Raw genomic sequence first — 25,729 nt, 5'->3', positions numbered from 1 at the left:
TATTGTAGCGATTTATTGCTCACGGCATAAGGCTACGGTGTCCTCTATCAGGCGACGCGCTACCGTGCCGGGCGGCGGTAATAGCGGCAACCGATCGTAGCGGTACCAACCGGCGTTAAGCAGCTCTTTCGGATCGTGACGGATCTCGCCGCGGTGGTAATCGGCCATAAAGGCCATCATCAACGAGTGCGGGAACGGCCAGGGTTGTGAGGTGACATAACGCAGGTTTTTGATTTCAATATTACTTTCTTCCATCACCTCGCGTGCGGCCGCCTGCTCCAGCGTTTCGCCAACCTCGACAAAGCCGGCCAGTACGGTATGAATACCGCCGCGATGGCGCACATGTTGTGCCAGCAGGATCTCATCGTCACGCCGAATGGCAACGATCACGCAGGGGGCGATCTGCGGGTAGTAACGTTCCCGACAGTGACCGCACAGGCAGGCACTTTCGGTGCGGCTGAGATGCATTTCATGCCCGCAGTAACCGCAGTAGCGATGGGAACGGTAAAACTCGGCCAGTTGTACGCCCCGTCCGGCAAGCTGGAACAGCCCGCGATCCAGTTCTAACAGTTGGCGTACCGATCCCATCTCCTGCGGCATTGCGTGGCGCACCAGCCAGACCGGCAATCCTTCCCATTCGCCAATAACACGAGCCATTCTTCCCAGCAGGGAAAATGACGCGGCCAAACCGCACGGCAATTCACCGTTCGGTAACCAAAGTTTGCTTTCATGGCTGACGATCCACCAGCCATTTTCATTACCCGTTAATGCAAGTTCCATATCGTTGTTGCACAACCTCAGCTTCACTGGCACTCTACAAATCGGCCTTGTTACATTTTAATAACTTACTGTTACGTTTTATTACTTACGGAGTCAAACATGCTCAACCGTTTGGAAAGCCTGACTCAGCGCGTTGGTGGTAGTAATGAATTAGTAGATCAATGGCTTCAGGCACGCAAGCAGTTGCTGGTCGCCTATTGTGCCCTAGTGGGCATTAAACCTAACAAAGAAAAGCATACGCCGCTGAATGAAAAAGCGCTGGAGAACTTTTGCCATAATCTGGTGGATTATCTCTCCGCCGGCCATTTTCATATCTATGACAGAATAATCAAGCAAGTGGAAGGCGCATCCAGTCCGAAAATGTCTCTGGCGGTCAACATCTATCCCAAGCTGTGGGCCAATACCGAGCAGATCATGGCTTTCCACGATCGCTATACCGAAGTGGATATCGATCAGGACCTGTGTCTGGAATTACATCAGGCGTTATCCGATATCGGTGAAACGCTGGCGGCTCGTTTTACCCTTGAAGACAGGCTGATCCAACTGGCGGCGGAAACCTGGCAGCAGGCTGAGCCGGACAAAACGCTGGATCCAGCCGGCTAAAATTTTGTAGTCTTTTTTATTATCCCTCCTATACTGGAGGGCATCTTGTCGGAGTGCCTAGCGCCTGATTTGTTCATCAAATTGGCCAGGCTGAGACCGTTAATTCGGGATCCGCGGAACCTGATCGGGTTAATACCCGCGAAGGGAACAAGAGTAATCTATCGCCACAGGCAGGTGACCCCGATTTGGGATAATCCCGCTTTGCCGGCTAGCATCATTACTCCCTCCGAGCTCCAGACAAGCAACTTTCCCAACCCAACACACTGGTAGGAACTTGCTATGTCTAACGTTAACAAACCCCGCGCTCGTAAAGAGCAACGCGAAGAAGCCCAGCAGTTTATCAACACCCTGCAAGGCGTTTCCTTCCCCAATTCACGCCGGATCTATCTGCAGGGCTCACGTAGTGATCTGCAGGTACCAATGCGTGAAATTCAGCTCAGCCCGACGCTGATCGGTGGCGATAAGGACAACCCGAAGTACGAGCCAAACGAAGCGATTCCGGTGTACGACACTGCCGGCCCTTACGGTGACCCCCAATCAGAACTCAACGTGCATAGCGGCCTGGCGAAGCTACGCGCCGGTTGGATCGCTGAACGTGGCGATACCGAAGCGCTCAAGGGTGTCAGTTCAGGTTTCACCCAGCAGCGCCTGGCCGATGAAGGCCTGGATCACCTGCGCTTTGAACATTTGCCGTTGCCACGCAAGGCACAGCCGGGCCAATGCGTGACCCAGTTGCACTACGCGCGTGCTGGCACCGTCACCCCAGAAATGGAATTTATCGCCATTCGCGAAAACATGGGGCGCGAGCGCATCCGTGGCGAGGTATTACGCCACCAGCATCCTGGCCAAAGTTGGGGGGCCAACCTGCCGGAGAACATCACGCCGGAATTCGTTCGCCAGGAAGTCGCCGCCGGGCGCGCCATCATCCCCGCCAATATCAACCACCCGGAATCCGAACCGATGATCATCGGCCGTAACTTCCTGGTGAAGGTTAACGCCAACATCGGCAACTCGGCGGTGACCTCCTCGATCGAGGAAGAGGTCGAGAAACTGGTATGGTCCACCCGCTGGGGCGCGGATACCGTGATGGATCTGTCTACCGGCCGCTATATCCACGAAACCCGCGAATGGATCCTGCGTAACAGCCCGGTGCCAATTGGCACGGTGCCTATCTATCAGGCGCTGGAAAAGGTGAACGGCGTGGCGGAAAACCTCACCTGGGAAATGTTCCGCGATACGCTGCTGGAGCAGGCGGAGCAAGGGGTTGACTACTTCACCATTCACGCTGGCGTGCTGCTGCGCTACGTGCCGATGACCGCCAAACGCCTGACCGGTATCGTTTCCCGCGGCGGTTCGATCATGGCCAAATGGTGCCTGTCACATCATCAGGAAAACTTCCTGTACCAGCACTTCCGCGAAATCTGTGAGATTTGCGCCGCCTATGACGTTTCTCTTTCCCTCGGCGACGGCCTGCGGCCGGGCTCAATTCAGGACGCCAACGACGAGGCACAGTTCGCCGAACTGCACACTTTGGGTGAGTTGACCAAAATTGCCTGGGAATATGATGTGCAGGTGATGATCGAAGGCCCTGGCCACGTGCCGATGCAGATGATCCGCCGCAACATGACCGAGGAGCTGGAGCACTGCCACGAAGCACCATTCTATACTCTTGGCCCACTGACCACCGATATCGCTCCGGGTTATGATCACTTTACCTCCGGCATCGGGGCCGCAATGATCGGCTGGTTCGGCTGCGCCATGCTGTGTTACGTCACGCCAAAGGAGCATCTCGGGCTGCCGAACAAAGAGGACGTCAAGCAGGGGCTGATCACCTACAAAATTGCCGCTCACGCCGCCGACCTGGCAAAAGGCCACCCCGGTGCGCAAATCCGCGATAACGCCATGTCCAAGGCACGCTTCGAATTCCGCTGGGAAGACCAGTTCAATCTGGCGCTCGATCCAGCCACTGCTCGCGCTTATCACGACGAAACCCTGCCGCAAGAGTCCGGCAAAATCGCCCACTTCTGCTCTATGTGCGGGCCAAAATTCTGCTCGATGAAAATTTCGCAGGAAGTTCGCGACTATGCCGCCGCGCAGGAAGCGGCCAAACCGATAGCAGTGCAGCTAACCGGCATGGAAAAGATGTCGGCCGAGTTCCGCTCACGCGGCAGCGAGCTGTACCACAGCGCCGGTAACCTGCAAGAGGAATTAAGCAATGACTGATATCACCACGCCCTTCCCCGCCACGCCTCACAAGTTGGGGTTATACCCGGTGGTCGACAGCGTTGAATGGATTGCCCGTTTGCTGGACGCAGGCGTCACTACCCTTCAACTGCGGATTAAGGATCTGCCGGATGAACAGGTCGAGGACGACATTGCCGCCGCTATTGCCCTCGGCAAGCGCTACAACGCCCGATTGTTTATCAACGACTACTGGCAACTGGCGATTAAGCACGGTGCCTATGGCGTACATCTCGGCCAGGAGGATTTGGATACTACCGATTTGGCCGCCATTCACCGCGCCGGGCTACGTTTGGGGGTTTCCACCCATGACGATAGTGAACTGGCCCGCGCCATTGCGGTAAAACCTTCCTATATCGCACTGGGGCATATTTTTCCGACGCAAACCAAAGACATGCCTTCTGCCCCACAGGGTCTGGTGGAGCTGAAACGCCATATCGCCGGGCTGAGTGACTACCCAACGGTGGCGATCGGCGGGATCAGTATCGATCGCGTGGCGGCAGTGCTGGATTGTGGCGTCGGTAGCGTCGCCGTGGTCAGCGCCATTACCCAGGCCCCGGACTGGCGCGCAGCGACTGCACAGCTGCTGCAACTGATCGAAGGCAAGGAGTGATGCCATGTTGAGCGATCAAGAGTTCCTGCGCTACAGCCGCCAGTTGCTGCTGGAAGACATCGGCCCCGCGGGCCAGGAGAAACTAAAACAGTCGACGGCACTGATCGTCGGGTTGGGGGGGTTAGGCTCCCCCGCCTCGCTTTATCTGGCCGCCGCCGGTGTCGGCACCCTGCTGCTGGCCGATGACGATAGGCTGCACGTCACCAATTTGCAGCGTCAGATCCTCTATCGCAGCAGCGACGTTTCCCAAAGCAAAGCCGCTCTGGCAAAGCACCAGCTACAGGCGCTGAACCCGATGGTCGAATCCATTGCGCTGGAACAGCGTCTGCAGGGGGAAGTGTTACAGCGCGCCGTACAACGCGCCGATTTAATTTTGGACTGTAGCGATAACATGGAAACCCGCCATGCGGTGAACGCCGCCTGCATCCAGGCCGGTAAACCGCTGATCAGCGGCAGTGCGGTGGGTTTCAGCGGTCAGCTGCTGGTGATAGAACCTCCCTATGCCCACGGCTGCTATGCCTGCCTGTATCCGGAACAAACTGAACCCCAACGCAACTGCCGTACCGCTGGCGTACTCGGCCCGGTGGTCGGCGTCATTGGCACGCTGCAAGCGCTGGAAGCGATAAAAATGCTGGCGGGCCTGCCTTCCGCCATCAGCGGCAAACTGCGGCTGTTCGATGGCAAACAACAAAGCTGGAGCACCTTGCAACTCAGTCAGGCCAGCACCTGTCCGGCGTGCGGAGGGACAGCATGAAAATTCGGCTTAATGACCAGCCGCTGGAGCTGGCACAACCGCTGAGCGTCAGCGCCCTGCTCGAGCAACTGGAACGCCAGCAGCCGGGCACGGCACTGGCTATCAACCAAATCATCATCCCGCGCACCGACTGGGCTAACCACCTGGTGCAAGACGGCGATGACATTCTGCTGTTTCAAGCGATCGCCGGAGGCTGACATGCTACAAATCGCCGATACCACTTTTACCTCACGCCTGTTTACCGGCACCGGTAAATTCGCCACCCCAACGCTGATGCTGGAGGCATTACAGGCCTCCGGCTCGCAGCTGGTCACCATGGCAATGAAGCGTGTTGACCTGCGCGGCGGTAATGACGCCATTCTGGCGCCGCTGCAGCAACTGGGCGTACGCCTGTTGCCGAATACTTCCGGCGCCAAGACCGCGGCAGAAGCGGTGTTCGCCGCCCGGTTGGCCCGTGAGGCGCTTGGCACCCACTGGGTGAAACTGGAAATCCATCCCGATGTGAAATACCTGCTGCCGGACCCGATCGAAACCCTGAAGGCGGCGGAAATATTGGTGAAAGAAGGTTTTGTGGTGCTGCCTTACTGCGGTGCCGATCCGGTGTTGTGTAAACGCCTGGAGGAAGCGGGCTGTGCCGCGGTCATGCCGCTGGGCGCGCCTATTGGTTCCAACCGTGGGCTGCGCACCCGCGACTTCCTGGAGATCATTATCGAGCAGGCCAGGGTGCCGGTGGTGGTCGACGCCGGCATCGGTGCGCCAAGCCATGCGCTGGAAGCCATGGAACTGGGTGCCGATGCCGTGTTGGTGAATACCGCAATCGCCGTGGCGCGCGACCCGGTGCAGATGGCACGGGCCTTTCGCCTGGCGCTTGAGGCCGGCGAACTGGCACGTCAGGCGGGATTGGGCAGCAGTCAGCGTAATGCGGTTGCCTCCAGCCCGTTGACCGCTTTTCTCAGCCAGACAGGGGAGACATTGTGATGGCTGATGATTTCAGTAGCCGCTGGCAACAGTTGGATTGGGACGATATCTCGCTGCGTATTAACAGTAAAACGGCGCGTGATGTCGAGCATGCGCTAAATGCGGAAAAACTGTCGCGAGAAGACTTTATGGCACTGATTTCCCCTGCCGCCGCGTCCTATCTGGAGCCACTGGCGCAGCGTGCGCAGCAGATGACGCGTCAACGTTTTGGCAACGTGGTCAGCTTCTACGTGCCGCTGTACCTGTCCAATCTGTGCGCCAACGACTGCACCTACTGCGGCTTTTCGATGAGCAACCGCATCAAGCGTAAAACCCTGGATGCCGCCGAGATCGAACGTGAGTGTCTGGCGATTAAGGCGTTGGGCTTTGAGCATTTGCTGTTGGTCACCGGTGAACACCAGACCAAGGTCGGCATGGACTATTTCCGCCAGCACGTTCCCGCGATCCGCCGCCATTTCAGCTCGCTGATGATGGAAGTACAACCGCTGGAGCAGCAAGAGTACGCCGAATTAAAGGCTCTGGGGTTGGATGGCGTGCTGGTGTATCAGGAAACCTATCATCCCGCGACCTACCTGCAGCATCATCTGCGCGGCCAGAAACAGGACTTTCACTGGCGGTTGGCCACACCGGATCGCCTGGGCCGCGCCGGGATCGACAAGATCGGCCTCGGGGCCCTGATCGGGCTTTCCAACAGTTGGCGTACCGACTGCTATATGCTGGCTGAACACCTGTTCTACCTGCAACAAACTTACTGGCAGAGCCGCTACTCGATCTCGTTCCCGCGCCTGCGCCCTTGTGCCGGAGGTATCGAACCGGCGTCAATCATGAGTGAACCGCAATTGGTGCAGCTAATCTGTGCCTTCCGGCTGTTCGCCCCCGACGTGGAGCTGTCTTTGTCGACGCGTGAGTCGCCGTTTTTCCGCGATCATATGATCCCGGTGGCGATCAACAGCGTCAGCGCCGGCTCCAAAACCCAGCCTGGCGGCTATGCCGACGATGTGCCGCCGGAGCTGGAACAGTTTGAACCGCACGATGGCCGAACCCCACAGCAGGTGGCACAAGCCATCAGCGACGCTGGTTTACAGCCGGTGTGGAAAGACTGGGACGGCTACCTGGGGCGCAGCCCGCAGTAATCTGCAAGCCTTGCAACGCCGTTGAAAAAACGAGGGAAGCGTTGCGCAGAAGCTATCGACACCGCTGGCGGGGCAGATCAGCCCCGCTATAGTGGCGATGCTGGTTGCCAAACCCGGTGCCAGCCGGAGCCGTCACCTACCAGACGGTTTCGCCTTACCCTCTCCCGGATCACGTCGGATTACCCTCCCGCGTGACTCCGGGACCTCAGAATGTTGATGCCCCCTGTAACTCCTCACCCGGCCCGGTTCGCAGGCAAAAAAAAACCGCCCCCGAAGGAGCGGTTTATCTGGTCAGGGCCCGGCAATGCCGAACCCCAAGGCGCATTCAACGATTAATCGTTGTTGCCGCCACCCAGGTTGCCTGCATTGAGCAGTTCAGCCAGGTTAGCCGTTGCTTCTTCCGCGCTCACCTGCGGAACAACTGGCGTTTCACCCTGTGCTTTACGGCGCATGCGGTCCTGATGATAAGCGTAACCGGTACCGGCTGGGATCAGACGGCCCACGATGACGTTCTCTTTCAGGCCACGCAGTTCATCACGCTTACCGGCAACAGCCGCTTCGGTCAGAACGCGCGTCGTTTCCTGGAACGATGCTGCGGAGATGAAGGACTCGGTCGCCAAGGAAGCCTTGGTGATACCCAGCAGATCGCGTGAGAAGGTTGCCTCGATTTTGCCTTCAGCAGCAAGCTGACGGTTGGCAATCTTAACGCGAGACACTTCAGCCTGCTCGCCTTCCAGGAACTCGGTGCCACCAGCGCTAACGATGGTGCCTTTACGCAGCATCTGACGAACGATAACTTCAATGTGTTTATCGTTAATCTTAACGCCTTGCAGACGGTAAACTTCCTGCACTTCGTTGGTGATGTAGCGAGTAACCGCATGCACACCACGCAGACGCAGAATGTCGTGTGGAGATTCTGGGCCGTCAGAAACAACGTCACCACGTTCCACAACTTCACCTTCGAACACGTTGAGCTGACGCCATTTTGGAATCATCTCTTCGTACGCATCGCTGCCGTCCAGTGGAGAGATTACCAGGCGACGTTTGCCTTTGGTCTCTTTACCGAACGAGATAATCCCGCTGATTTCAGCCAGGATTGCCGGCTCTTTCGGACGACGTGCTTCGAACAGATCCGCAACGCGTGGTAGACCACCGGTAATATCCTTGGTACCGCCGGATTCCTGAGGAATACGCGCCAGGGTATCACCCGCACCGATCTGAATGCCGTCTTCCAGCTGTACAATCGCTTTACCTGGCAGGAAGTATTGAGCAGGCATATCAGTACCTGGGATCAATACGTCGTCGCCTTTGGCATCAACGATTTTCAGTGCCGGACGCAGGTCTTTACCGCTACCGGTACGCTCTGCGCTGTCCAGTACTACCAGAGAAGACAAACCGGTCAGTTCGTCGGTCTGGCGGGTAATGGTCTGGCCGTCAACCATATCAGCGAAGCGGATGAAACCACTCACTTCGGTGATAACTGGCATGGTGTGCGGATCCCAGTTAGCAACGGTTTCGCCGCCGTTAACTTCCATACCGTCGCCTTTGCCCATCACGGAACCGTAAGGCACTTTGTAGCGTTCTTTAGTACGGCCGAATTCGTCGATCAGCTTCAGTTCGGTGTTACGAGAGGTGATCACCAGCTTGCCTGCGGCGTTCATTACGAACTTCACATTGCTCAGCTTCAGAGTACCCTTGTTTTTCACCTGGATGCTGGATTCAGCAGCCGCACGAGATGCCGCACCACCGATGTGGAACGTACGCATCGTCAGCTGTGTACCCGGCTCACCGATTGACTGTGCCGCGATAACGCCGATAGCTTCGCCTTTGTTGATGATGTGACCACGTGCCAGGTCGCGACCATAGCAGTTTGCACACACACCAAAGTCGGTTTCACAGCTAACGACGGAACGGACTTTAACGCTGTCGACAGAGTTTTCTTCCAACAGGTCACAAGTCTTCTCGTGCAGCAGGGTGTTACGTGGCACCAGGATATCAGCCGTACCCGGCTTGATGATATCTTCTGCTGTCACACGACCCAGAACACGTTCGCGCAGTGGCTCTTTAACGTCACCACCTTCGATAACCGGAGTCATCATGATGCCGTTGTGAGTACCACAGTCGTCCTCGGTAACCACCAGATCCTGCGCCACGTCAACCAGACGACGGGTCAGATAACCGGAGTTAGCCGTTTTCAGTGCGGTATCCGCCAAACCTTTACGAGCACCGTGCGTGGAGATGAAGTACTGGAGTACGTTCAGACCTTCACGGAAGTTCGCGGTGATTGGCGTTTCAATGATGGAACCATCCGGCTTGGCCATCAGGCCACGCATACCGGCCAGCTGACGAATCTGTGCTGCAGAACCACGCGCACCGGAGTCGGCCATCATAAAGATACTGTTGAAGGAAACCTGCTGTTCAACAACACCGTCACGGTTGACGACGTCTTCAACAGACAAGTTTTCCATCATTGCCTTGGCAACACGTTCGTTCGCTGCGGCCCAGATATCGATCACTTTGTTGTAGCGTTCGCCGGCGGTAACCAAACCAGACTGGAACTGCTCCTGGATTTCGGCAACTTCGGTTTCTGCTTCTTCGATGATCTCTGCTTTCTTGGCAGGGATTACCATGTCATCGATACCTACTGACGCGCCTGAACGGGCAGCGTAAGCAAAACCGGTGTACATGATCTGGTCAGCAAAGATAACGGTCGGCTTCAGGCCCAGGATGCGGTAACAGGTGTTCAGCATCTTGGAGATAGCTTTCTTGCCCAAAGGCTGGTTAACGATCGAATACGGCAGACCGCGCGGTACGATCATCCACAGGATGGCGCGACCAACGGTAGTGTCGACGATCGAGGTCTGGTGTACAGACTCGCCTTCGGTGTTTTTGATCTCTTCGGTGATACGCACCTTGACACGCGCATGCAGAGAAGCCAGACCGGCGCGGTAAATACGCTCCGCTTCTTTCGGGCCACTCAACACCATGCCTTCGCCTTTGGCGTTAACACAGTCACGGGTCATGTAGTACAGACCCAATACAACGTCCTGAGAAGGAACGATGATTGGCTCGCCGTTCGCTGGTGACAGGATGTTGTTGGTAGACATCATCAGCGCACGCGCTTCCAGCTGAGCTTCAAGCGTCAGTGGAACGTGTACTGCCATCTGGTCACCATCGAAGTCGGCGTTGTATGCCGCACAAACCAGCGGGTGCAGCTGGATAGCCTTACCTTCGATCAGAACCGGTTCAAACGCCTGGATACCCAAACGGTGCAGGGTTGGTGCACGGTTCAGCAGTACCGGGTGTTCGCGGATAACTTCGTCCAGGATGTCCCAAACGACAGCTTCTTCGCGCTCAACCATTTTCTTGGCGGCTTTGATGGTGGTGGCCAGGCCACGCAGCTCCAGCTTGCCGTAGATGAACGGTTTGAACAGCTCCAGTGCCATTTTCTTAGGCAGACCGCACTGATGCAGGCGCAGGTATGGACCTACGGTGATTACAGAACGACCAGAGTAGTCAACACGTTTACCCAACAGGTTCTGACGGAAGCGACCCTGCTTACCTTTGATCATATCGGCCAAAGATTTCAGAGGACGCTTGTTGGAACCGGTGATCGCACGACCGCGACGGCCGTTATCCAGCAGGGCATCTACCGCTTCTTGCAGCATACGCTTTTCGTTGCGCACGATGATGTCAGGCGCAGCCAGATCCAGCAGGCGTTTCAGACGGTTGTTACGGTTGATCACGCGGCGATACAGATCGTTCAGATCTGAAGTCGCGAAACGACCCCCATCCAACGGCACCAGCGGACGCAGATCCGGTGGCAGTACCGGCAGCACGGTCAGGATCATCCACTCTGGCTTGTTGCCAGACTGTACGAACGCTTCCAGCAGCTTGATACGCTTGGTCAGCTTCTTACGCTTGGTTTCGGAGTTGGTTTCGTTCAGCTCTTCGCGCAGAGTTTCACACTCTTGCTCCAGATCCATGTTTTTCAACAGGGCCTGAATAGCTTCCGCACCCATCTTGGCGTCGAATTCATCACCGAACTCTTCCAGCGCATCCAGATACTGCTCTTCAGTCAGGATCTGACGACGCTCGAGGTTAGTCATACCGCCTTCGATAACCACATAGGATTCGAAGTACAGTACACGTTCGATGTCACGCAGCGGCATATCCAGCAGCAAACCGATGCGGGATGGCAGCGATTTCAGGAACCAGATGTGCGCAGTTGGTGAAGCCAGCTCGATGTGCCCCATACGCTCACGGCGTACTTTGGTCTGGGTCACTTCAACGCCGCACTTCTCACAAATCACGCCGCGGTGTTTTAAGCGCTTGTACTTACCGCACAGGCACTCGTAGTCTTTTACCGGCCCAAAGATACGGGCGCAGAAAAGGCCGTCACGTTCTGGTTTGAACGTACGGTAGTTAATGGTTTCCGGCTTCTTGACTTCGCCGAACGACCAGGAACGGATCATGTCTGGCGATGCCAGAGCAATCTTGATCGCGTCAAACTCTTCGGTCTTGGTTTGCGCTTTCAGAAACTTTAATAAGTCTTTCACGGATTGGCTCCTGTCGGAGTTAAACCTGTTGGGCGCACGCTGACAAATCGCGCGCCCGTGTGACCTGAACAACCACCCTCAGGCTCCCTAAGGCCGGGAGCCTGAGCCGGAAAAACGATTACTCGCCTTCCAGTTCGATGTTGATACCGAGCGAGCGGATTTCTTTCAACAGTACGTTGAAGGACTCCGGCATGCCTGGTTCCATGCGGTGATCGCCATCCACGATGTTTTTGTACATCTTGGTACGGCCGTTAACGTCATCCGACTTAACGGTGAGCATTTCCTGCAGGGTATAAGCTGCGCCGTATGCTTCCAGTGCCCACACTTCCATCTCACCGAAGCGTTGACCACCGAACTGCGCCTTACCACCCAGCGGCTGCTGAGTAACCAAGCTGTAAGAACCGGTTGAACGGGCGTGCATTTTATCGTCAACCAAGTGGTTCAATTTCAGCATGTACATATAGCCAACGGTAACCTGGCGCTCAAATTGCTCACCGGTACGGCCATCGAACAGCGTAATCTGACCCGAGGTTGGGATCCCGCCCATTTCCAGCAATTGCTTGATTTCACTCTCTTTCGCACCATCAAACACCGGCGTTGCGATTGGCATACCTTTTTTCAGGTTCTCTGCCAGACGCAGTACTTCGTCGTCGGTGAAGGTGTTCAGGTCAACTTTCTGGCAGACATCGTCGCCCAGATCGTAAGCCTTCTGAATGAACTCACGCAGCTTGGCCACTTCCTGATGCTGCTTCAGCATTTGGTTGATCTTCTCACCAATGCCTTTCGCAGCCATACCCAGGTGGGTTTCCAGGATCTGACCGATGTTCATACGTGATGGTACGCCCAACGGGTTCAGTACGATGTCAACCGGCGTGCCGTTTTCATCGTAAGGCATATCTTCGATCGGGTTGATCTTGGAGATAACACCCTTGTTACCGTGGCGGCCTGCCATCTTGTCACCCGGTTGGATCTGACGCTTAACAGCCAGATAAACCTTAACGATTTTCAGCACGCCTGGTGCCAGATCATCGCCCTGGGTGATCTTACGACGCTTGGCGTCCAGCTTCTTCTCGAAGTCGGATTTCAGCTCGTCGTACTGCTCTGCCAACTGTTCCAGCTGGTTTTGCTTTTCTTCGTCGGTCAGGCCCAGTTCCAGCCAGCGATCGCGTGGCAGTTTGCTCAGCTTTTCAGCTTCAACACCGCCGGCAACCAGCACCGCGTGGATACGTGCGAACAGACCAGCTTCCAGGATCTGCAGTTCTTCAGTCAGGTCTTTTTTCGCCTGCTTCAGCTGCATCTCTTCGATTTCCAACGCACGCTTGTCTTTTTCCACGCCATCGCGGGTAAAGACCTGCACGTCGATAATCGTACCGGAAACGCCGTTTGGTACGCGCAGAGAGGAGTCTTTAACGTCAGACGCCTTCTCACCGAAGATCGCACGCAGCAGCTTCTCTTCTGGCGTCAGCTGGGTTTCACCTTTTGGTGTTACCTTACCAACCAGAATGTCGCCACCGGTCACTTCAGCACCGATATACACGATACCGGACTCATCCAGTTTGGAGAGCGCAGCTTCACCCACGTTAGGGATGTCGGCAGTGATCTCTTCAGGCCCCAACTTGGTGTCGCGAGACACACATGCCAGTTCCTGGATGTGGATGGTAGTGAAGCGATCTTCCTGAACGACACGCTCGGACACCAAGATGGAGTCTTCGAAGTTGTAGCCGTTCCATGGCATGAATGCCACGCGCATGTTCTGGCCCAGCGCCAGTTCACCCAGGTCAGTGGATGGGCCATCTGCCAGCACGTCGCCGCGCTCGATTGGCTCACCCAGATTCACACACGGCATCTGGTTGATGCAGGTGTTCTGGTTAGAACGGGTGTACTTGGTCAGGTTATAAATATCGATACCTGCTTCGCCCGCGAGCATCTCGTCTTCGTTAACTTTAATAACGATACGGGAAGCATCCACGTACTGGATCACACCGCCACGTCGAGCTACGGCAGTAACACCGGAGTCAACAGCTACAGCACGTTCCATACCGGTACCTACCAGCGGCTTGTCAGCACGCAAGGTTGGAACCGCCTGACGTTGCATGTTCGCACCCATCAATGCACGGTTGGCGTCATCGTGTTCCAGGAATGGAATCAGTGAAGCACCAACGGATACAACCTGCTGGGTTGATACGTCCATATAGTCAACCTGGTCGCGGCTGAACAGGCTTGATTCGCCTTTGCTACGACAGGTGACCAGGTCTTCTACGAAGCGGCCGTCATCATCCAGGTTGGAGTTCGCCTGAGCGATAACGAAGTTGCCTTCTTCAATAGCAGACAGATAGTTGATTTCATCGGTAACCAGGCCGTCACGCACGCGGCGGTACGGAGTTTCCAGGAAGCCATACTCGTTGGTCTGTGCGTACACGGACAAGGAGTTGATCAGACCGATGTTTGGACCTTCCGGCGTTTCGATTGGGCACACGCGACCGTAGTGAGTCGGGTGTACGTCTCGAACTTCAAAGCCGGCACGTTCACGGGTCAGACCGCCTGGGCCCAATGCAGAGATACGACGTTTGTGCGTAATCTCGGACAACGGGTTGTTCTGGTCCATAAACTGAGACAGCTGGCTGGAGCCGAAGAACTCTTTCACCGCCGCCGAAATCGGCTTGGCGTTGATCATGTCCTGTGGCATCAGAGTGTCCAGATCGCCCAGGGACAGACGTTCTTTAACCGCACGCTCAACACGCACCAGACCTACACGGAACTGGTTCTCAGCCATTTCGCCGACGGAACGGATACGACGGTTGCCCAAGTGGTCGATATCGTCCACTTCGCCTTTACCGTTACGGATACCGATGAGCTTCTTCATCACTTCGATGATGTCGTCTTTGCTCAGGATGCCCGAACCTTCGATCTCGTCACGCAGCAGAGAACGGTTGAACTTCATACGACCAACCGCAGACAGATCGTAGCGGTCTTCAGAGAAGAACAAGTTCTCAAACAGGTTTTCAGCAGCTTCGCGCGTTGGCGGCTCACCAGGACGCATCATGCGGTAGATTTCTACCAGTGCGCTCAAACGATCGCTGGTTGGATCGACACGTACAGTCTCAGAGATGTATGCACCGTGGTCCAGATCGTTGGTGAACAGCGTTTCGATACGCTTGTGGCCTGACTGGCTCAGTTTGGCCAGCAGATCCAGCGACAGCTCCATGTTGGCTGCGCAGATCAGCTCACCGGTATTGGTATCGATATAGTCCTTCGCGACCACTTTGCCCGCGATGTACTCAACCGGTACTTCAATACTCTGAATTTCGTCTTTTTCGAGCTGACGGATATGACGAGCGGTGATACGACGGCCTTTCTCAATGTAGATCTTGCCGTTGGCTTCGATATCAAACGAAGCAGTCTCACCACGCAGACGTTCTGGAACCAGCTCCATCTGCAGCTTGTTATCACGGATCTCGTAAACTACTTTCGCAAAGAACAGGTCAAGGATCTGCTCAGTGGTGTAGTTCAATGCACGCAGAATGATGGTCGCAGGCAATTTACGGCGACGGTCAATACGCACAAACAGGTTGTCTTTCGGGTCAAACTCGAAATCCAGCCATGAACCGCGGTAAGGGATGATACGTGCGTTATACAGCACTTTACCCGAAGAGTGGGTTTTACCCTTATCGCTGTCAAAGAATACGCCAGGACTACGGTGAAGCTGAGATACGATAACCCTCTCAGTACCGTTGATCACAAAGGTGCCGTTTTCGGTCATGAGCGGAATTTCGCCCATATAGACTTCTTGTTCCTTGATGTCTTTGACCGTGCCTTCCGGAGCTTCGCGCTCATAGATTACCAGGCGCAGTTTTACGCGCAGCGGTGCAGAGAACGTCACACCACGGATCTGGCACTCTTTGACGTCGAAGACCGGCTCACCAAGACGGTAGCTAACGTATTGCAGCTCCGAATTGCCACTGTAGCTCTGGATAGGGAAAACAGAACGGAAGGCGGCTTCTAGGCCGTGCTGCCCTTCTGGATCTTGCTCGATAAACTTCTGGAACGAATCAAGCTGGATAGAAAGGAGATATGGTATGTCCAAAACTTGTGGACGCTTACCAAAATCCTTACGAATACGTTTTTTCTCGGTATAGGAGTAAACCATAGGGTTCCTCAGCTCGCTGGAAAGTCGAACCTATTGTCCGTCCGGATATAGGACGGTTCACGCAACACCATTTTGTCGACCGGAAAGCGGGAACACTCTCCGCAATACTCGTTTCTATCACGCTTAAATCATTTCGTTGCGTTGTGCGGCAGATTTTGCTGCGGCAGGGAAGGCAATATATTAAGTCGTCGATAGAAAGAAATATTGGGGTTAGCCAGTAGCCAAACAGTGTGAAACTCTACTGACGCCCTACAGCGCAAAAAGGCTGGTGACCAAAAAGTCACCAGCCATCAGTCTGTTAGTTAAAACAGACTGTACTCAGAAAGCAGTGGCTTATTTAACTTCAACTTCAGCGCCAGCTTCTTCCAGAGCTTTTTTCAGTGCTTCAGCGTCGTCTTTGCTGATGCCTTCTTTCAGTGCTGCTGGTGCAGACTCAACCAGGTCTTTAGCTTCTTTCAGACCCAGGCCAGTTGCGCCACGTACTGCTTTGATTACTGCAACTTTGTTCGCGCCGATACCTTTCAGTACAACGTCGAATTCAGTTTTTTCTTCAACAGCTTCAGCAGCAGCAGCAGGACCTGCAGCTACAGCAGCAGCAGAAACACCGAACTTCTCTTCCATAGCGGCGATCAGTTCAACGATTTCCATTACAGACAGAGCTGCAACGCCTTCGATAATTTGGTCTTTAGTGATAGACATAACAAATGTTCCTAAAATTCAGAAATAGTTTAAATACGTAAGCAACGGATAAGAAAAAGGGCTTATGCCGCTTCTTTCTGATCGCGCAGTGCAGCCAGAGTGCGAACCAATTTGCCGGCAGCGGCTTCTTTCATGGTTGCCATCAGGCGTGCGATTGCTTCATCGTAAGTAGGCAGAGTTGCCAAGCGGTCAATTTGTGCCGCAGGGATCATCTCACCTTCAAAGGCCGCAGCTTTAATCTCGAACTTTGCATTCGCTTTCGCGAAATCTTTGAACAGACGAGCAGCAGCGCCCGGGTGTTCATGAGAAAATGCAATCAAGGTAGGACCGACGAACGTGTCTTTCAGGCATTCGAATGGAGTGCCTTCAACTACGCGACGCATCAGGGTGTTACGAACAACACGCATGTAAACGCCAGCTTCACGACCTGCTTTACGCAGTTCAGTCATTTTATCAACGGTAACGCCACGGGAATCCGCAACAACCGCAGACAGCGCGCCTTTGGCTACTTCGTTGACTTCAGCAACAATCGCTTGTTTGTCTTGAAGATTTAATGCCATTAGCTCTTTGCTCCTGGATTTAGCCGGGGGAAATCCCCGGCACTCACATCACTCAACACCTTGTGATAGATCACGCAGTGAGAGCGTTCAAACACGGTGAGCAGAATCCAGCAAAGACTATTCTTTTATAAAAAGAAAAAATTTCTTTAGGCTCTGTCACCGTCTACGCAGGAAGGATTAAGTACCTCTCGATACACCTGCGGTCTTGGACGGAGGCCTGGATAGGCCAGGCTCCAACCGAAAAATCTTTGTTTCGCTGTGGCTATTGCCAATAGCAAAACCTTGGGGCATAAGATTCTAGACAAATCTTCGCCCCAAGTCAAAGCGATAATCGCAGGGCGATTAGTTCGCTACAGCAGTCAGGCCGCTTTGATCGATAGCAACGCCAGCACCCATGGTGGTGGAGAGGCTAACTTTCTTGATGTACACGCCTTTAGCCTGAGATGGTTTTGCTTTTTTCAGCGCAACCAGCAGAGCTTCCAGGTTTTCTTTCAGCTTGTCTGACTCGAAATCAACCTTACCGATAGTGGTATGGATGATGCCGTTTTTGTCGTTACGATAACGAACCTGACCTGCTTTAGCGTTTTTCACAGCTTCAGCAACGTTCGGAGTAACGGTACCCACTTTCGGGTTTGGCATCAGGCCACGTGGACCCAGGATCTGGCCCAGTTGACCAACAACGCGCATTGCATCAGGAGAAGCAATAACAACGTCGAAGTTCATTTCGCCTTTCTTGATCTGGTCTGCCAGATCTTCCATACCTACCAGCTCTGCGCCAGCAGCTTTAGCTGCTTCAGCGTTAGGGCCCTGAGCAAATACGGCAACGCGAACGGAACGACCGGTGCCGTTTGGCAGAACGGTAGCACCACGAACGTTTTGGTCAGATTTACGAGCGTCGATGCCGAGGTTAACAGCAACGTCAACGCTTTCTACGAATTTAGCGGTGGCCAGCTCTTTCAGCAGAGCAACAGCTTCGGTGATGTCATACTGTTTAGTAGCATCAACTTTGTCACGGATCACGCGCATGCGCTTGGTCAGCTTAGCCATTTCTTAATCCTCCACTACCAGGCCCATGGAACGAGCAGTACCTTCGATGGAGCGAGTCATCGCTTCAACGTTGGAACCAGTCATGTCCGCAGCTTTGGTTTCTGCGATTTCACGTACCTGAGCACTTGTCACTTTACCTACTTTGTCTTTGTTCGGCTTGCCTGAACCAGACTTGATACCAGCCGCTTTTTTCAGCAGAACTGCTGCTGGCGGGGTTTTGGTAACGAAAGTGAAAGAACGGTCAGAATAAACAGTAATAACAACCGGAATCGGCAGACCTTTCTCAACGCTGTCAGTCTTAGCATTGAACGCCTTACAGAATTCCATGATGTTAACACCTTGCTGACCCAGAGCTGGACCAACTGGCGGACTTGGGTTCGCCATACCGGCTGCAACTTGCAGCTTAACGTAGGCTTGTACTTTCTTGGCCATTTACAATTCCTCGGTTTGGGTAATAACGCCTCGCAAAAGGCTCCCCGTGTATCACCTCACTCTAAAGAGCAAGGCCTATAAAAACAAAAGGCGCGAAATTATAGTTCAATTTCGCGCCTCTGACAAGCGGCAAAAGCCACTTATTGCTGATTAATTGATCAGCCTTTCTCAACCTGAGCGAAGTCCAGTTCCACCGGCGTTGCACGGCCAAAGATGGAAACGGAAACTTTCAGGCGACTCTTCTCGTAATCCACTTCTTCAACAACACCGTTGAAGTCAGCGAACGGACCATCGCTAACGCGGACCAATTCACCCGGTTCGAACAGCGTTTTCGGACGCGGCTTATCACCAACCTGCTGCAGGCGGTTCATAATCGCATCGACTTCTTTGTCGCTAATCGGCGCCGGACGGTCAGAAGTCCCGCCGATGAAACCCATTACGCGTGGAACGCTGCGTACCAAGTGCCAGCTGGCATCGTTCATCACCATCTGAACCAGTACATAGCCTGGGAAGAATTTACGTTCACTTTTACGACGTTGGCCGCCACGGATTTCAACAACTTCTTCCGTAGGAACCATGACTTCGCCGAACAGTTCTTCCATATCATGCAGTTTGATGTATTCACGCAGCGATTGCGCTACGCGACCTTCAAAACCGGAAAACGCCTGAACGACGTACCAACGTTTTTTTGGAGCTTCAGACATTTTAGAACCTCAGGCCAGTAATAAACGATACCAGACGGACCAGAATACCATCCAGCCCCCACAGAATCAGTGACATCACGGCAGTTACCGCGGCAACGATCAACGTGGTATGTAGCGTTTCCTGACGAGTTGGCCAGATCACTTTACGTACTTCAGTACGCGCTTCGCGTGCAAACGCAACGGTGGCTTTGCCTTTGGTCGTCATCAGCGCCACAGCGCCTGCAACAGCGATAACCACTACAACGGCCAGCGCGCGTAATGGCAGGCTGAAATCACGGTAGAAATAGTTACCGACAATCGCTACAACCAACAGAACAGCGACGATAAGCCATTTAGCCGTTTCCAGGCCGCGCCCGCTCCCTTGAGCCTCGGTATTCGCACTCATAAACCAACCTGTCACAATGAATTCAGAACAGACAACTTTGCCTCGCACTGCAAGGCAAACCAAACCGATCAGATGCTGCTCGGCAGCATTTCGGTGTTTTACGCTATGACGTATTTCAGTCAATACGCTTTAAGAGCCCATCTCACCAATGATTATGACTGCAAAATCGCTGATGAGATAGGTTCTAGTTCACAGCGTAGAAAAAGGGCATCAAATGATGCCCTTTTACCGCGTGTCGCGTCAAACGTTATCAGCGATTAAGCGATAACTTTGGCAACAACACCAGCGCCAACAGTACGGCCGCCTTCACGGATTGCGAAACGCAGACCGTCGTCCATCGCGATTGGGTGGATCAGGGTGACTTTCATGTTCACGTTATCGCCAGGCATTACCATCTCAACGCCTTCTGGCAGTTCGATGGTACCGGTCACGTCAGTGGTACGGAAGTAGAACTGTGGACGGTAGCCTTTGAAGAATGGAGTATGACGACCACCTTCATCTTTGCTCAGGATGTACACTTCTGAATCGAACTGAGTGTGCGGCTTGATAGAACCTGGTTTAGCCAGTACCTGACCACGTTCGATGTCTTCACGCTTGATACCACGCAGCAGAACACCAACGTTCTCACCAGCACGGCCTTCGTCCAGCAGTTTGCGGAACATTTCAACGCCGGTACAGGTAGACTTAACGGTGTCTTTGATACCAACGATTTCAACTTCTTCGCCAACTTTAACGATACCGCGCTCTACACGACCGGTAACAACAGTACCACGGCCGGAGATGGAGAATACGTCTTCGATTGGCAGCAGGAACGGCTTGTCGATAGCACGCTCTGGTTCTGGGATGTAAGAATCCAGGTAGCCAGCCAGCTCGATGATTTTAGCTTCCCACTCAGCTTCGCCTTCCAGTGCTTTCAGCGCTGAACCACGAACAACCGGCAGGTCATCACCAGGGAAGTCATAAGCAGACAGAAGTTCACGAACTTCCATTTCTACCAGTTCCAGCAGCTCTTCATCATCAACCATGTCGCATTTGTTCATGAATACGATGATGTAAGGAACGCCAACCTGACGACCCAGCAGGATGTGCTCACGGGTCTGAGGCATAGGGCCGTCAGTCGCAGCAACAACCAGGATAGCGCCGTCCATCTGAGCAGCACCGGTGATCATGTTTTTAACGTAGTCGGCGTGCCCTGGGCAGTCAACGTGCGCGTAGTGACGAGTCGGGGTGTCATATTCAACGTGAGAAGTGTTGATGGTGATACCACGAGCTTTTTCTTCTGGCGCGTTATCGATCTGGTCGAAAGCACGTGCAGAACCGCCGTAGGTTTTAGCCAGAACGGTGGTGATTGCTGCAGTCAGGGTAGTTTTACCGTGGTCAACGTGGCCGATAGTACCGACGTTAACGTGCGGTTTTGTACGTTCAAACTTTTCTTTAGACATCGATTGTCCCTCTAAGACACGGATAAATCGGTGGTATCACCACATCAACCAAGCATTTGCCTGTTGAATCCAGAACAGAAAGAAAATCAGGGGGCGAGATTATAAGAAGTGGTGCTGATAGGCAGATTCGAACTGCCGACCTCACCCTTACCAAGGGTGCGCTCTACCAACTGAGCTATATCAGCACATCTTGGAGCGGGCAGTGGGAATCGAACCCACATCATCAGCTTGGAAGGCTGAGGTAATAGCCATTATACGATGCCCGCATCCTGGAACTCGGCTACCTGACTTTTCTGTAGAATTTTTAGGTGGGAGAAGGATTGTTCGTCGCTTAACTCTCACCCTTCGGGCCGGCTGCGCGATGCGCTGCACAACTCGAACCTTGCTGAAGACTTTCGCCTTCCCCTTCCGCAATTTAACCGTTGCGAGTTTATCGCTGGCCAGTTAACTGCCGAAGGCAAGATATGGTGGTGGGGGAAGGATTCGAACCTTCGAAGTCTGTGACGGCAGATTTACAGTCTGCTCCCTTTGGCCGCTCGGGAACCCCACCAGATTTTAACTATTGTGACTTGATTGGTGCCGGCTACCGGAATCGAACTGGTGACCTACTGATTACAAGTCAGTTGCTCTACCAACTGAGCTAAGCCGGCATCAAGTGCAGCGCATTCTAGGTAGACCGGACGGGCTATGCAACAAAAAAATTGCGTTAACTGCACTTTCGCTCACAAATCGCCCAATTTTGCCCACTACCTGGCAATTCACACTGTAAGGCGTGCAAAAATTCATCAATCACAGTCATCACTCCCTACACTGTAATTGTTCTTTTGCCAGTGTCGCCCACATATTTTTCCTAAACAGCAGTTTCACCCCATTCGGCAAGCTGTGAATTGAAGTAAAAATACGCCGAAAGCGACTTCCGCCTACTGCGCGCCGCTTCGCACAATTGAGATAAACTCATACTAATCGCCAACTTTTGCGAAAAAAGTCTACGTCAAAAACGAAGCTGTCTATAATATGCAGCTTGATTATTATCTGGAGTTGGCGTCCGGCGCCTTTCCCAACCTGCGTTAACAGGCAGAATTTGGCTTATGATAAAAAGAGATCAATCTTTAGCGACGCCCTATCTTCAGTTCGATCGTACCCAGTGGGCTGCGTTACGGGATTCGGTGCCGCTGACACTGTCAGAAGAAGAGATTGTTAAACTGAAAGGGATTAACGAAGATCTCTCTTTGGAAGAGGTAGCACAGATTTATCTGCCGCTATCCCGATTGTTGAACTTCTATATCAGTTCGAACCTGCGCCGTCAGGCCGTACTTGAGCAATTTCTCGGTACCGATGGACAAAAAATCCCCTACGTTATCGGCATTGCCGGCAGCGTTGCCGTAGGTAAAAGTACCACGGCACGTTTGCTACAGGCATTGCTTAGCAGTTGGCCGGAACATCGTAGCGTTGAGTTGATCACCACCGACGGTTTCCTGCATCCGAATAAGGTGTTGAACGAACGCGGGCTGATGAAGAAAAAAGGCTTCCCACAGTCTTATGATATGCACAGCCTGGTGAAATTTGTTTCTGAAGTGAAATCAGGCGCTAAGCGCGTGACCGCTCCGGTCTATTCCCATCTGATTTACGATGTTGTTCCCGAAGGGAATAAAGTCATCGAGCAGCCGGATATTCTTATTCTTGAAGGGCTGAACGTATTACAGAGCGGAATGGATTACCCTCACGATCCGCATCGTGTATTTGTTTCTGACTTTGTTGATTTTTCAATATATGTCGACGCACCTGAAGAACTGCTGCAATCCTGGTATATCAATAGATTTCTTAAGTTCCGTCAGGGTGCATTTTCCAATCCTGACTCTTATTTCCATAACTATTCCAAGTTACCTGAACCAGAAGCTATCAATATAGCATCTCAACTATGGAATGAGATTAATGGATTGAATTTACAAGAAAATATCTTACCAACACGCGAACGGGCCAGTCTGATCATGACGAAGAGTGCTAATCACGCGGTTGAAAACGTACGTTTAAGAAAGTAATTTAATAATAAGCAAGGGGCCTACCGGCCCCTTATATTTAATGATGATTACTCGGCGCTTCGTAGAGAGATTTCCCCACCAATGAACGGTTTAATCACACCGTCCTGATCGAGCAATAATGCTCCTTGTTGATCAATGCCTCGTGCTATACCAAAAATTTGTTGTTCACCAATTAACAGTTTAACCGGCCGATCGATAAAGTTGTCCAAAGCACGCCAGCGCGCAATAAATGGCGCTAGACCATCAATCTCAAATTGCCGCAGCGATTGACGCAATTCATTGAGTAAGGTAGCGGCCAATTCATTACGATCGATATTAATCCCCGCCTCCTGCAGGTTTATCCAGCCTTGATTAATCGCATTGGCATTGGTTTCACGCATTGCCAAATTGATACCGGCACCAATGACCAGTTGCGCCGCATCACCGGTTTTTCCTGTTAATTCGACCAAGATACCCGCTAACTTGCGATCGTTAAGGTATAAGTCGTTTGGCCATTTAACCCTGACATCTTGCGCCCCAAGGTCTTTGAGCACCTCGGCCATCACGATGCCAATCACCAGACTCAGCCCCATTGCGGCTGCAGGCCCCTGATCCAGACGCCAAAACATGGAGAGATACAGATTGGCGCCAAATGGTGAGATCCATTGACGACCGCGACGGCCACGACCGGCCTGCTGGTACTCAGCAACACAGGCATCGCCAGATTGCAGTTCGGTAATACGATCCAGCAAATATTGGTTGGTGGAGTCCACAACCGGCAGCACCGTGACACGTTTATCAACCAGTTGGTCAAGAATACATTCAACATCCAGTAACTGGATCGGGCTCGGTAGGCTATAGCCCTTGCCGGGCACGGTAAACACATCCAAACCCCATTCCCGGATGGTCTGGATATGTTTATTAATAGCGGCACGACTCATGCCCAGCAACTCGCCAAGATGCTCACCAGAATGGAAATCGCCATCAGCCAGTATAGAAATGAGCTTAAGGGGAACTTTGGTGTCTTTCATGAAAGAACCTCTACGGCATTCAACTCACCAACCGCACCGATAAAGCGAACTTCCGGCTCAAGCCATACGTCGAATTTTTTCGCTACGGTATTACGTACATGCCGTGCCAGCGCCACCACGTCCTGACTGGCGGCATTATCCGCATTAACCAGTACAAGCGCCTGTTGATTATGTACCGCCGCACCGCCAATTTGGTGTCCTTTCAGCCCACACTGATCGATCAGCCAGCCTGCAGCCAGCTTCACCTGACCATCCTGCTGCGGATAATGCGGTATGCCAGGATATTCGGTGGTCAACGCGGCGGCTTTGTCACTACCAACCAGTGGGTTTTTGAAGAAGCTGCCTGCATTACCCGTCACTTTAGGGTCGGGCAATTTGCTGCGGCGCATTGCACATACAGAGTCAAATACCAGACGTGGTGTCACCGTTTCAGGGTCCAGCTTTGTCAAATCGCCATAATTCAGCATCGGATCCCATTGCTTGCTAAGGCGCAGGCCTACACCAACAATGATATGCCCCTTCTGAAAATGATGTTTAAAAATACTTTCTCGGTAGCCAAAGCCACAGTCAGATGCGGCAATGCGATCGATGGCACCCGTAGTCAGATCCAATAGATCAACGTAGTCACATACGCTCTTGAGTTCGATACCATAGGCACCGATGTTCTGAATAGGTGCAGAGCCGACCAGGCCGGGGATTAACGCCAGGTTTTCCAGCCCGGGAATGCCGATTTCCAGAGTGCGACAAACCAAACCATGCCAATTCTCACCAGAGCTAACGTGAAGAAACCAGGCATCTTTCTCTTCTCTGATGTCGATACCTTTTAATTGATTGATCATTACCGTACCGGAAAAATCATCAAGAAACAGGACGTTACTCCCTTCTCCAAGTACCAGTAGCGGCTCTTGACGCTTCTGTGTTTTCTGCCAAACCTTGATCATTAATTCGATTGTTTCTGCAATGACCAGATGCGCTGCGTTGACCGGGAGCGCAAAAGTATTGTGTTTTTTTAATGACGCGCTTTCAGTAGACATAACGATAAATACCTATACGGAAATGAACCTGCACCTAGTCTACTCGATTCGGCACGCCAGGCTAATATTTGTTTTCATCGATAGGGTTTTTATCTGGAGAACATCCATTGGGGGAATGCTTTCGATTGTTTTATAAGGTATTTTCTATATAAATGAATGAAGTAATAAGTTTTAGATAGAAACCAAAATGATTAATAACGGCATTCCCTCATAACTGAGTCTTATTAGCACAAATTAAAACACTCCTCCTAAATTGGATTATATATATTTGAAGTTATTTATCATTTTTAAACATTGTTGATATTTATATATTAAAGATAGCCAGTTGGCTTTTATTCGGAGGATATTGTGATGTGGAGTCTGCTTCAAGGCGCAGCGTAGCTGCGCCTGTTTTTGTCTTTCGCACACAGCAAAAAGGCCATCCTTGCGGATGGCCTCTTGGCTTAATTGATGCCTGGCAGTGTCCTACTCTCGCATGGGGAGACCCCACACTACCATCGGCGCTACGGCGTTTCACTTCTGAGTTCGGCATGGGATCAGGTGGGACCACCGCGCTATTGCCGCCAGGC

The 25,729-nt window shown here is 53.0% G+C and carries 20 protein-coding genes, 4 tRNA genes, 1 rRNA gene, 1 other RNA gene and 1 riboswitch; of the genes, 8 read left to right on the top strand and 18 right to left on the bottom strand.

Annotated features, from left to right (window positions below):
• Nucleotides 1–12: 12 nt before the first annotated feature.
• Nucleotides 13–780, bottom strand: a complete 768-nt coding sequence (gene nudC, locus SERS4_RS0102090) for an NAD(+) diphosphatase (protein ID WP_012004753.1) — start codon at nucleotides 778–780, stop codon at nucleotides 13–15.
• A gap of 99 nt (nucleotides 781–879) precedes the next feature.
• On the opposite strand from nudC, the gene SERS4_RS0102085 reads away from it, so the two are divergent.
• The 7 genes from SERS4_RS0102085 to thiH all read left to right on the top strand — a co-directional run bounded on the left by SERS4_RS0102085 (nucleotide 880) and on the right by thiH (nucleotide 7,102).
• Entirely contained in the window at nucleotides 880–1,383 is a 504-nt protein-coding gene (locus SERS4_RS0102085) for an Rsd/AlgQ family anti-sigma factor (protein WP_012004752.1), read from the top strand.
• Nucleotides 1,384–1,422: 39 nt separating this feature from the next.
• Nucleotides 1,423–1,547: riboswitch (TPP riboswitch) on the top strand.
• Between the two features lie 115 nt (nucleotides 1,548–1,662).
• Entirely contained in the window at nucleotides 1,663–3,606 is a 1,944-nt protein-coding gene (gene thiC, locus SERS4_RS0102080) for a phosphomethylpyrimidine synthase ThiC (protein ID WP_017891332.1), read from the top strand.
• Nucleotides 3,599–4,237: a thiamine phosphate synthase gene (thiE, locus tag SERS4_RS0102075; RefSeq protein ID WP_017891331.1), complete on the top strand. Its 639-nt coding sequence runs from the start codon at nucleotides 3,599–3,601 to the stop codon at nucleotides 4,235–4,237. The genes thiC and thiE overlap by 8 nt, the downstream gene beginning before the upstream one ends.
• A 4-nt stretch (nucleotides 4,238–4,241) precedes the next feature.
• Nucleotides 4,242–4,991, top strand: a complete 750-nt coding sequence (locus tag SERS4_RS0102070) for a HesA/MoeB/ThiF family protein (RefSeq protein ID WP_017891330.1) — start codon at nucleotides 4,242–4,244, stop codon at nucleotides 4,989–4,991.
• Complete coding sequence (gene thiS, locus SERS4_RS0102065) at nucleotides 4,988–5,188, top strand: sulfur carrier protein ThiS (RefSeq protein WP_017891329.1); 201 nt, start codon at nucleotides 4,988–4,990, stop codon at nucleotides 5,186–5,188. Before SERS4_RS0102070 ends, thiS begins: the two co-directional genes overlap by 4 nt.
• A gap of 1 nt (nucleotide 5,189) precedes the next feature.
• Nucleotides 5,190–5,969: a thiazole synthase gene (locus tag SERS4_RS0102060; RefSeq protein ID WP_012004747.1), complete on the top strand. Its 780-nt coding sequence runs from the start codon at nucleotides 5,190–5,192 to the stop codon at nucleotides 5,967–5,969.
• Nucleotides 5,969–7,102: a 2-iminoacetate synthase ThiH gene (gene thiH / locus SERS4_RS0102055; protein WP_017891328.1), complete on the top strand. Its 1,134-nt coding sequence runs from the start codon at nucleotides 5,969–5,971 to the stop codon at nucleotides 7,100–7,102. The genes SERS4_RS0102060 and thiH overlap by 1 nt, the downstream gene beginning before the upstream one ends.
• A gap of 332 nt (nucleotides 7,103–7,434) precedes the next feature.
• Here thiH and rpoC read toward each other — a convergent pair whose 3' ends face one another.
• From rpoC to SERS4_RS0101990, 14 genes are all read right to left on the bottom strand, one after another.
• On the bottom strand, nucleotides 7,435–11,661 hold the full coding sequence (gene rpoC / locus SERS4_RS0102050; protein WP_012004745.1) for a DNA-directed RNA polymerase subunit beta': 4,227 nt from the start codon (nucleotides 11,659–11,661) through the stop codon (nucleotides 7,435–7,437).
• Nucleotides 11,662–11,779: 118 nt separating this feature from the next.
• Nucleotides 11,780–15,808: a DNA-directed RNA polymerase subunit beta gene (gene rpoB / locus SERS4_RS0102045; protein ID WP_012004744.1), complete on the bottom strand. Its 4,029-nt coding sequence runs from the start codon at nucleotides 15,806–15,808 to the stop codon at nucleotides 11,780–11,782.
• Between the two features lie 333 nt (nucleotides 15,809–16,141).
• A complete protein-coding gene (gene rplL / locus SERS4_RS0102040; protein ID WP_012004743.1) occupies nucleotides 16,142–16,507 on the bottom strand; it encodes a 50S ribosomal protein L7/L12 in 366 nt (121 codons plus the stop codon).
• A 62-nt stretch (nucleotides 16,508–16,569) separates the two neighbouring features.
• Nucleotides 16,570–17,067 carry a 50S ribosomal protein L10 gene (gene rplJ / locus SERS4_RS0102035; RefSeq protein WP_004953935.1) on the bottom strand — a complete coding sequence of 166 codons (498 nt, stop codon included), beginning with the start codon at nucleotides 17,065–17,067 and terminating at the stop codon, nucleotides 16,570–16,572.
• Between the two features lie 342 nt (nucleotides 17,068–17,409).
• The gene (gene rplA / locus SERS4_RS0102030; protein WP_012004742.1) at nucleotides 17,410–18,114 is read right to left on the bottom strand and encodes a 50S ribosomal protein L1; all 705 of its coding nucleotides are present in this window, start codon (nucleotides 18,112–18,114) and stop codon (nucleotides 17,410–17,412) included.
• A gap of 3 nt (nucleotides 18,115–18,117) precedes the next feature.
• Complete coding sequence (rplK, locus tag SERS4_RS0102025) at nucleotides 18,118–18,546, bottom strand: 50S ribosomal protein L11 (protein WP_006323135.1); 429 nt, start codon at nucleotides 18,544–18,546, stop codon at nucleotides 18,118–18,120.
• Between the two features lie 158 nt (nucleotides 18,547–18,704).
• Nucleotides 18,705–19,250, bottom strand: a complete 546-nt coding sequence (gene nusG, locus SERS4_RS0102020; protein ID WP_012004741.1) for a transcription termination/antitermination protein NusG — start codon at nucleotides 19,248–19,250, stop codon at nucleotides 18,705–18,707.
• Between the two features lies 1 nt (nucleotide 19,251).
• A complete protein-coding gene (gene secE / locus SERS4_RS0102015; protein WP_012004740.1) occupies nucleotides 19,252–19,635 on the bottom strand; it encodes a preprotein translocase subunit SecE in 384 nt (127 codons plus the stop codon).
• Between the two features lie 257 nt (nucleotides 19,636–19,892).
• Entirely contained in the window at nucleotides 19,893–21,077 is a 1,185-nt protein-coding gene (gene tuf, locus SERS4_RS0102010; protein ID WP_017891327.1) for an elongation factor Tu, read from the bottom strand.
• Between the two features lie 109 nt (nucleotides 21,078–21,186).
• Nucleotides 21,187–21,262 (bottom strand) — tRNA-Thr (locus tag SERS4_RS0102005).
• 6 nt (nucleotides 21,263–21,268) lie between these two features.
• Nucleotides 21,269–21,343 (bottom strand) — tRNA-Gly (locus SERS4_RS0102000).
• A gap of 37 nt (nucleotides 21,344–21,380) precedes the next feature.
• Nucleotides 21,381–21,496: non-coding RNA, RtT sRNA (locus tag SERS4_RS26060), on the bottom strand.
• A gap of 46 nt (nucleotides 21,497–21,542) precedes the next feature.
• Nucleotides 21,543–21,627, bottom strand: a tRNA-Tyr gene (locus SERS4_RS0101995).
• A 24-nt stretch (nucleotides 21,628–21,651) separates the two neighbouring features.
• A tRNA-Thr gene (locus SERS4_RS0101990) sits at nucleotides 21,652–21,727 on the bottom strand.
• A gap of 438 nt (nucleotides 21,728–22,165) precedes the next feature.
• Between SERS4_RS0101990 and coaA the strand changes: the two genes are divergently transcribed.
• Complete coding sequence (gene coaA, locus SERS4_RS0101985; protein WP_012004738.1) at nucleotides 22,166–23,116, top strand: type I pantothenate kinase; 951 nt, start codon at nucleotides 22,166–22,168, stop codon at nucleotides 23,114–23,116.
• Between the two features lie 47 nt (nucleotides 23,117–23,163).
• Here coaA and birA read toward each other — a convergent pair whose 3' ends face one another.
• From birA to rrf, 3 genes are all read right to left on the bottom strand, one after another.
• On the bottom strand, nucleotides 23,164–24,126 hold the full coding sequence (birA, locus tag SERS4_RS0101980) for a bifunctional biotin--[acetyl-CoA-carboxylase] ligase/biotin operon repressor BirA (RefSeq protein ID WP_012004737.1): 963 nt from the start codon (nucleotides 24,124–24,126) through the stop codon (nucleotides 23,164–23,166).
• The gene (murB, locus tag SERS4_RS0101975; protein ID WP_017891326.1) at nucleotides 24,123–25,160 is read right to left on the bottom strand and encodes a UDP-N-acetylmuramate dehydrogenase; all 1,038 of its coding nucleotides are present in this window, start codon (nucleotides 25,158–25,160) and stop codon (nucleotides 24,123–24,125) included. The genes birA and murB overlap by 4 nt, the downstream gene beginning before the upstream one ends.
• A 452-nt stretch (nucleotides 25,161–25,612) precedes the next feature.
• Nucleotides 25,613–25,728: ribosomal RNA gene (gene rrf / locus SERS4_RS0101970) — 5S ribosomal RNA — on the bottom strand.
• Between the last annotated feature and the right edge of the window lies 1 nt (nucleotide 25,729).

The organism is Serratia sp. S4 (assembly GCF_000347995.1).
Taxonomy (GTDB): domain Bacteria; phylum Pseudomonadota; class Gammaproteobacteria; order Enterobacterales; family Enterobacteriaceae; genus Serratia; species Serratia quinivorans.
Note: the sequence above shows the minus strand (reverse complement) of the source record. Positions and strands in the feature narration are given on the sequence as shown.